This window comes from Salipiger thiooxidans (genome assembly GCF_900102075.1).
GTDB classification, from domain to species: Bacteria; Pseudomonadota; Alphaproteobacteria; order Rhodobacterales; family Rhodobacteraceae; genus Salipiger; species Salipiger thiooxidans.
Map to the genome: position 1 here is coordinate 26417 of NZ_FNAV01000030.1, position 7491 is coordinate 33907.

The 7491-nt window shown below is 68.5% G+C and carries 6 protein-coding genes, 1 tRNA gene and 1 pseudogene; 5 read left to right on the top strand and 3 right to left on the bottom strand.

Translation table 11 applies throughout. From position 1 onward, the window contains the following. Positions 1-7 precede the first annotated feature (7 nt). Together BLQ77_RS26005 and BLQ77_RS26010 are read right to left on the bottom strand one after the other, a co-directional pair. A pseudogene (locus tag BLQ77_RS26005) lies at positions 8-311 on the bottom strand (transposase); the annotation flags it as partial. Positions 312-868: 557 nt separating this feature from the next. Continuing rightward, positions 869-958, bottom strand: a tRNA-Ser gene (locus tag BLQ77_RS26010). A 281-nt stretch (positions 959-1239) separates the two neighbouring features. Between BLQ77_RS26010 and BLQ77_RS26015 the strand changes: the two genes are divergently transcribed. From BLQ77_RS26015 to BLQ77_RS26030, 4 genes are all read left to right on the top strand, one after another. Continuing rightward, positions 1240-2133 carry an SPOR domain-containing protein gene (locus tag BLQ77_RS26015; RefSeq protein WP_089964031.1) on the top strand — a complete coding sequence of 298 codons (894 nt, stop codon included), beginning with the start codon at positions 1240-1242 and terminating at the stop codon, positions 2131-2133. A 77-nt stretch (positions 2134-2210) separates the two neighbouring features. Further along, the gene (locus BLQ77_RS26020; RefSeq protein WP_008886283.1) at positions 2211-3389 is read left to right on the top strand and encodes a D-alanyl-D-alanine carboxypeptidase family protein; all 1179 of its coding nucleotides are present in this window, start codon (positions 2211-2213) and stop codon (positions 3387-3389) included. Next, positions 3386-4012 (top strand): dTMP kinase, encoded by a 627-nt coding sequence (gene tmk / locus BLQ77_RS26025; protein WP_008884062.1) that lies wholly within the window; start codon positions 3386-3388, stop codon positions 4010-4012. The genes BLQ77_RS26020 and tmk overlap by 4 nt, the downstream gene beginning before the upstream one ends. After that, a complete protein-coding gene (locus BLQ77_RS26030) occupies positions 4009-5127 on the top strand; it encodes a DNA polymerase III subunit delta' (protein WP_089964032.1) in 1119 nt (372 codons plus the stop codon). Before tmk ends, BLQ77_RS26030 begins: the two co-directional genes overlap by 4 nt. Positions 5128-5457: 330 nt before the next feature. Here BLQ77_RS26030 and BLQ77_RS26035 read toward each other — a convergent pair whose 3' ends face one another. Further along, on the bottom strand, positions 5458-6522 hold the full coding sequence (locus BLQ77_RS26035) for an Mrp/NBP35 family ATP-binding protein (RefSeq protein WP_089964033.1): 1065 nt from the start codon (positions 6520-6522) through the stop codon (positions 5458-5460). A gap of 236 nt (positions 6523-6758) precedes the next feature. Between BLQ77_RS26035 and BLQ77_RS26040 the strand changes: the two genes are divergently transcribed. Beyond that, positions 6759-6977, top strand: coding sequence for a DUF1127 domain-containing protein (locus BLQ77_RS26040; protein WP_008884013.1), 219 nt, complete (start codon positions 6759-6761; stop codon positions 6975-6977). Positions 6978-7491: the final 514 nt, after the last annotated feature.

Genomic DNA, 7491 nt, shown 5'->3' on the forward strand with positions numbered 1-7491 from the left:
GCCGCTAGCCCAGCAGTTTGACACAGTGCATCTTTGTCTCGACGCGGCTCCGGCGGTGGTATGCGGCGCCATCGTCGCCACAAGGCTCTGCCGAGGTATTTGGAGGCGCGCAGGCCCTCGTTTCTGGCGACCGCGCCAGCGGTGACGGTCTTCCACGGCTTGGCATTCCTGCGGGGAGGGATTGCGGCATGGGCGCCACGATCCGCGATGGCATCGTGGCATTTGCGGGTGTCATAGGCGCCATCTGCCGTGACGCTGCCGATCTGCTCGTCCACCGGGATCTGACCGAGCAGGTCGGGTAGCATCGGAGCTGTGCGCTGTGGTTTTTCTACGGCGTGACGCTTGGTCAAGCGCCTCTAAACACACAGGACGTCCGTCCAACTTGGATCGCGTATTAGCACATTGAGCGAATGTGCCGAAAATCAGGAGTCTCGCAAGCATTGCAGATTTTGCGGCGGCGCGAGCTCGCCCCAAAGATGAGCCCCTCCTAGTCGGGCAATGACAAGGCTCTGAAACCGCTCCTTGGTATCTCCGATTGGCGGGGCATATCGCGAGCCACCTCGCCCTTCTACGTAGACGCCCTCATCCTGTCCCAATGAGAAGTGTAAAATTGTTGACCATCGGAGAAGCCCGGATCTGACCAGAGGGCAACGGCAGAACATTCGCTACAGCATTGCAACTGTCCGAAGTCCTGCGGCCACCTCTAAGCAACCTGTCGCATGCTTTCGGCCCACCTCAATGACGACCGATTCTACGCGATGCACGCTGGGCGTTGCATGAAGCTGCGTCCAAGCGCTTTTCGCTTGGCGGGTTCTTTGGCGGGTAGAGACGTCAGACCGGCAATTTCTCAATAAAAAACAATGCCTACTGGCGGAGGCTCAGGGATTCGAACCCTGGGGACGCTCTCACGCCCAACGGTTTTCAAGACCGCCGCATTCGACCACTCTGCCAAACCTCCGGTCCGACACGACTAGCCTCGCTCACGCGATTCTGAAAGCCGCATGTAGAGGGAAAAACCGCCAGCCGGACACTGCGGGCTTTCCTTGAACCGGCCGAACCGTTACTCTCGGCGCCATCACGCCGGCCGGACCGGCGGGACACAGGCACAACGGAGCAGGCATCACCGGCGGGCACGGCCCCCGGGCGGCGCACCCGGTGAACAATAACCCCGGCAGCAAAAGATCCGGGGACAAGAGCGGACGACAGGGCGCGGGCTCTGACACAGGCAAGGAACGACGCATGGGCACAGAGTTTGCAAAGCGGCCGGGCACTGCGTGGCGGGCAGCGATCCTGCTTGCCGGCGCCACGGCGCTCGTCGGCTGCGACGAGGGTGCGATGCCCGGCTTCCTGCAATCCAAGGACAAGGGCGCCGAGACCGGCGAGACCGTCAGCCGCGCCGGGCGCAGCGTCGAGCGCGACATCGAGGCGCCCGAGATCTTCCACGCCACCGAGGCGGGGCTCTGGGACGGACGGCCGTCGCTCGGCGGCGTCTGGGTCGCCCACCCCGACGTGACCGACCCCGAGCGCGTCATCATCCGCAACCAGCAGAACGGCCAGTTCGTCATCGGCGCCCTCTTCCGCCGCGAGCGCGAGACGCCGGGGCCGCGGCTTCAGGTCTCCTCCGACGCCGCCGCCGCGCTCGAGATGCTGGCGGGCGCGCCCACCAACCTCGACGTGATCGCCCTGCGCCGCGAGGAGATGGCCGCCGATCCCGACCCGGTGCCCGCCGCCACCAAGGCCGCGACCCTGCCCGGGGCATCGAACGTGAGCGAAAGCCCCCTCGCCCCGGTCGCGGGCGCAGCCACCGCCGCGCCGGCCGCGGCCCCCGCCGAGACCGCCCCTGCCCCGCAGGCCGCCGCCCTGGCGCCGAAACCCGCGCCCGCGAAACCTGTTTCCTCGCTCGACAAGCCCTATATCCAGATCGGGATCTTCAGCGTCGAGCAGAACGCCGAGAACACCGCCACCGCCCTGCGCCAGAACGGCATGGTGCCCACGGTCCGCGAGCAGTCGAGCTCGGGCAAGACCTTCTGGAGGGTCATCGTCGGCCCGGCCCAGAACGAGACCGAGCGCGCCGACCTGCTCCGCAAGATCAAGGCATCGGGCTTCACCGACGCCTACGCCGTGACCAACTGACCCCGTCCCGGCCTCCGATGCGGCCGGAAATGACAAGACGCACGAACAGACGCACAAGAAGGACGATGAGCCGCCCGATGATCGCTTCCCGCCCCCTGCGCCGGCTGCTGGCCGCCGCCTCGACCCTCGCGGTGCTCGCAACACAGGCCGGTGCCTTCGACACCAGCGCCCGCGCCGCCTTCGTGCTCGATTACACCACCGGCACGGTGCTGATGGCCAAGAACGCCGACGAGGCGATGCCCCCGGCCTCGATGTCCAAGCTGATGACGCTCTACATGGCCTTCGAGGCAATCCACGACGGGCGCCTGACGCTGGACGAACGCCTGCCGGTCTCGGAACACGCCATGTCCTACGGCGGCTCGACAATGTTCCTCAACACCCAGGACCGGGTCCGGGTCGAGGACCTGCTGCGCGGCATCATCGTGCTCTCGGGCAACGACGCCTGCGCGGTGATCGCCGAGGCGCTGTCGCCCAATGGCACCGAGCCCGGCTTCGCCGAGCTCATGACCCGGCGCGCCCAGCAGCTCGGCATGACCAACTCGACCTTCGCCAACGCCAGCGGCTGGCCGGCGGCCAACCACCGCATGTCGATGCGCGACCTCACCCTGCTGGCGACCCGGATCATCGAGGACTTCCCCGAATTCTACCCGATCTTCGCCGAGAAGCAGTTCGCCTTCGACGGCCGCGCGCCCTCGAACGTCAACAACCGCAACCCGCTTCTGCGCCTCAACATCGGCGCCGACGGGCTGAAGACCGGCCACACCGCCGAGGCCGGCTACGGGCTCGTGGGCTCGGCCAAGCAGGGCGAGCGCCGGGTGGTCTTCGCGATGACCGGGCTCGACAGCGAGCGCGCCCGCGCCGAGGAAAGCGAGTCCATCGTCAACTGGGCCTTCCGCCAGTTCGCCGAGCGCACGCTGGTCAAGAAGGGCACCGCCGTCGCGCAGGCCGACGTCTGGATGGGCTCCGCCGAAAGCGTGGGCCTCGTGGCCGAGGACGACATCACCCTGCTGGTGCCGGTGACCCCGGGCACCACGCTCGAGGCCGAGGTGGTCTACACCGGCCCGCTCAAGGCGCCCATCGCGCAGGGCCAGCAGCTGGCCGAGCTGATCATCCGCCCCGAAGGCCTGCCCGAGCACCGGGTGCCGCTCTTCGCCGAGCACGAGGTCGCGGGCGGCGGGTTCACCAAGCGCATGCTGGTGGTCAGCAAGGCGCTCTTCAACCGTATCCAGCAGCCCGCCGCCGGAGAGGCGATGTGACCGGCGGCACGGGGCTGTTCATCAGCTTCGAAGGCATCGACGGCTCTGGCAAATCCACCCAGGCGCGGCTGCTCGCCGAGCAGCTGCGCGGGGACGGGCACGAGGTGGTGCTGACCCGCGAGCCCGGCGGCTCCCCCGGCGCCGAGGAGATCCGGGCGCTGGTGCTGCAGGGCGATCCCGACCGCTGGTCCGCCGAGACCGAGCTGCTGCTGTTCACCGCCGCCCGCCGCGACCATCTGGAACGCACCATCCAGCCGGCGCTGGCCCGCGGCGCCACGGTGATCTGCGACCGCTTCGCCGATTCCACCCGCATGTACCAGGGCCTGTCGCGCGGCGATCTGCGCGCCGCCGTCGACGCCCTGCACGAGCGCATGATCGGCGTCGAGCCCGACCTCACCATCCTCATCGACATGGACCCCGCCGCGGCGCTGCCCCGGGCCAAGGCGCGCGCCACCGCCGAGGAGCGCTTCGAGGATTTCGGACTGCCGCTTCAGGAGAAGATGCGCGCGGGCTTCCTCGCCCTCGCCGCCGAGTTCCCCGACCGCTTCCGCATCATCGACGGCAACCGCGCGCCCGAAGCGGTGGCGCGCGACGTGCGTGCCGCGCTACAAGCGCGGACATGAGCGACACCGAGATTCCCCAGCCCGACCGCGTCGAGGGCGCGCCGCATCCGCGCGAGACCGTCCGCCTGTTCGGACAGGACCGGGCCGAGCAGGACTTCCTCTCCGCCTACACCTCGGGCCGGCTGCACCATGGCTGGCTGATCACCGGGCCCAAGGGGCTCGGCAAGGCGACGCTGGCCTGGCGCATCGCGCGCTTCCTGCTGGCAACGCCCGAGTCGCAGGACGACGGGCTCTTCGGCGCCCCGCCGCCGCCCGAGACGCTCGGGATCGCGCCGGATCACCCGGTGATGCGCCGCACCCTGGCGCTGTCCGAGCCCGGGCTCTTCCTGCTGCGGCGGTCGTGGGACGACAAGGCCAAGCGGCTCAAGACCCAGCTCACCGTGGACGAGGTGCGCAAACTCAAGGGCTTCTTCACCCTGTCCTCGGCCGAGGGCGGGCGCCGGGTGGTGATCGTCGACAGCATGGACGAGCTCAACGTGAGCGCCGCCAACGCCATCCTCAAGCTGCTCGAGGAGCCGCCGGCGCGCACCGTGCTGCTGATGATCTCGCACCAGCCCTCGCGCCTCCTGCCCACCATCCGCTCGCGCTGCCGCGAGCTGCGCCTGGGTCCCCTCGATCCCGAGGACATGGCCCGCGCGCTGGGACAGGCGGGCGCCGAGGTCCGCACCGACGAGGCGCAGGCGCTCTCGGCACTGGCTGCGGGCTCGGTGGGGGCTGCGCTGCGGCTGCTGAACCACGACGGGCTGAAGCTCTACGCCGACCTCGTCCGGCTTCTCGACACCCTGCCCCGGCTCGACCGCCCCCGCGCCATCGCCCTCGGCGAAAGCACCGCAGGCAAGGCCAACGAGCCGCGGCTCGATCTCGTGCTGACACTGATGGATCTCGTGTTGGCCCGGCTCGCGCGCACCGGCGTCACCGGAAAGCCGCCGATGCCCGAGGCCGCCCCCGGCGAGGCCGCGATGCTCTCCCGCCTCGCCCCGGACCCCGCCACCGGGCGCGCCTGGGCCCGGATCGCGCAGGACGCCGGCGACCGCGCCCGCCATGCCCGCGCCGTCAACGTCGACCCCGCCGCGCTGGTACTCGACATGATCCTGCAACTCCACAAGGTCGCCTGACCGGCGCCCCCGGCGAAGCCCCCACATCTTCATCTTGCCAAGCAAACACCGCAGGAGACGGGGACAACACCCCCCTCTCCCGCAACGGGCTGGCCCTCTGGACCCGCGGCACTGGACCCGCGTCACCAAGCCCATCCCATCAACCCGGCCCACCGCTAGGCACTCAAAACAGGCCGCAGCCAGGCCCTCGCGTCTTCATCTTGCCAGACAAACTCCGGGGGAGTCCCGCAGGGACGGGGGCAGCGCCCCCTGCCCCCGCGCCACAGGCACCAGGGCCGGGCAACCGCACAGCAAGACCCAGCGGCGCAGAAACAAGGCGCGCAACCGGCCTCAGACGATCCCGCCCTTGATGAACCGGTCGGCGAGCGTGGCGTAGGCCTGGGCCATGACGCCGTCGCCAAGGGCGACCGGCGTGCCCGCATCGCCGCCGATGCGGGTCTCGAGGTCGATGGGCAGCTGCGCCAGCACCGGCAGGCCCAGCCGCGCGGCTTCGGCCGCCACGCCGCCATGGCCGAAGAGATGCGCCTCGTGCCCGCAGTCGGGACATATATAGAGAGACATGTTCTCGATCAGCCCCAGCACCGGCACGTTCAGGGTCTGGAACGCGTCGAGCGCCTTCTTGGCGTCGATCATCGCCACGTCCTGCGGCGTCGAGACCACGATGGCCCCGGCAAGCTCGCTCTTCTGCCCCAGCGACAGCTGCACGTCTCCCGTGCCCGGCGGCAGGTCGATGAGCAGCACGTCGAGCTCGCCCCATTCCACCTGCATCATCATCTGCTGCAGCGCGCCCATCAGCATCGGCCCGCGCCAGACCACGGCCTTGTCCTCGGGCAGCATGAAGCCGATGGACATGAGGGTCACGCCGTGCGCCTTGAGCGGAATGATGGTCTTGCCGTCCGGGCTCGCCGGGCGCTTCGAGATGCCGAACATGCGCGGCTGCGAGGGGCCGTGGATGTCCGCGTCCAGCAGGCCCACCTTCTTGCCCGCCCGCGCCAGCGCCACCGCGAGGTTCGAGGACACGGTGGATTTGCCCACCCCGCCCTTGCCCGAACCGATGGCGATCACCGTCTTCACGCCCGGCGGGTTCATCTTGCCCTCCTGCGGCTTGGCGTGGCCGCCGATCTTGAGCGAGGGCGCCTTGGCCGCGGGGCCATGGGCGGTGAGCGCCACGCTGACCGTGCGCACCCCGGGAAGCGAGGCCACGGCGCGTTCGGCCGCCGCGCGCAGGGGCTCCATCTGGCGTGCCATCTCGGGGCTCGGCGCCTCGATCACGAAGCGCACGGCGTCGCCGTCGACGCTCAGCGCACGAATCATGTCGCGCGAAATCAGGTCGCCGCCGCCGGGAAGCTCGAGCCGCGCGAGTTCGGCCTTCACCGCTTCAATTGTACCGGCCATGTAAATTCCTTTCGCTCTGTGCAACCCGACGTAGGGTCACTTTGCACCCGTTGCAATTCTCGAACAGGGTCTGCCCATTTTTTATACTTAACGCATTGGTTTCGCTCAGGTCTCCCTCAGCTACTCCATGCGCCAACTGCATAGCCGACTTGTGGCCTGCCGGGATTGTGCAGCTGCAGCATTTGGCCCAAGTATAGGCCAACAACGCAACGCACGAACACAGGCTAACAAGCAAGATGGCATACGCAACCGAACAGAACACCAGCACCCAGAGCGGTTTCAGCGGTCGCATCGCATCCATGATGACTTCGCTGCGCGAGCGCAACGCCCGCCGCAAGCTCTTCAAGGAAACGCGGAACGAGCTGTCCGCGCTGAGCAACCGCGAACTGAGCGACCTCGGGCTGCACCGCTCGATGATCCGCCGTGTCGCATGGCAGGCCGCCTACGAGGCCTGAGACAGATCTGATTTCGACGGGCTCTCTCCTCCTCCCTGAGCCCATCGAACCCGGCGGCGGCTTCACTCCTCCTCCCGAGGCCGCCGCCGCAAAGACCAGACGGGCTGAACGCCCGACAGTTTCGGAGCCCCTCTCCTCCTCCCTGGGGCCTTCGATTAGCGGCAGGGTCTCTCCTCCTCCCTGATCCTGCCGCACCTTATTCGGGCTAAAAGCCCAGCAGTTTCGGAGCCCCTCTCCTCCTCCCTGGGGCGTTCGATCCGCGGCGGGATCTCTCCTCCTCCCTGATCCCGCCGCACCTCATTCGGGCGAAAAGCCCAGCAAGTTTCGGAGCCCCTCTCCTCCTCCCTGGGGCCTTCGATTAGCGGCAGGGTCTCTCCTCCTCCCTGACCCTGCCGCACCTCATTCGGGCGAAGAGCCCAGCAAGTTTCGGAGCCCCTCTCCTCCTCCCTGGGGCGTTCGATACGCGGCGGGATCTCTCCTCCTCCCTGATCCCGCCGCACCTCATTCGGGCGAA

What these genes read in the sequence shown, in the direction of transcription:
- BLQ77_RS26035 (WP_089964033.1), bottom strand. Translation starts at nt 6,522, where the DNA reads ATGGCCGGTACAATTGAAGCGGTGAAGGCCGAACTCGCGCGGCTCGAG.
- BLQ77_RS26040 (WP_008884013.1), top strand. Translation starts at nt 6,759, where the DNA reads ATGGCATACGCAACCGAACAGAACACCAGCACCCAGAGCGGTTTCAGC.
- BLQ77_RS26020 (WP_008886283.1), top strand. Translation starts at nt 2,211, where the DNA reads ATGATCGCTTCCCGCCCCCTGCGCCGGCTGCTGGCCGCCGCCTCGACC.
- BLQ77_RS26015 (WP_089964031.1), top strand. Translation starts at nt 1,240, where the DNA reads ATGGGCACAGAGTTTGCAAAGCGGCCGGGCACTGCGTGGCGGGCAGCG.
- BLQ77_RS26030 (WP_089964032.1), top strand. Translation starts at nt 4,009, where the DNA reads ATGAGCGACACCGAGATTCCCCAGCCCGACCGCGTCGAGGGCGCGCCG.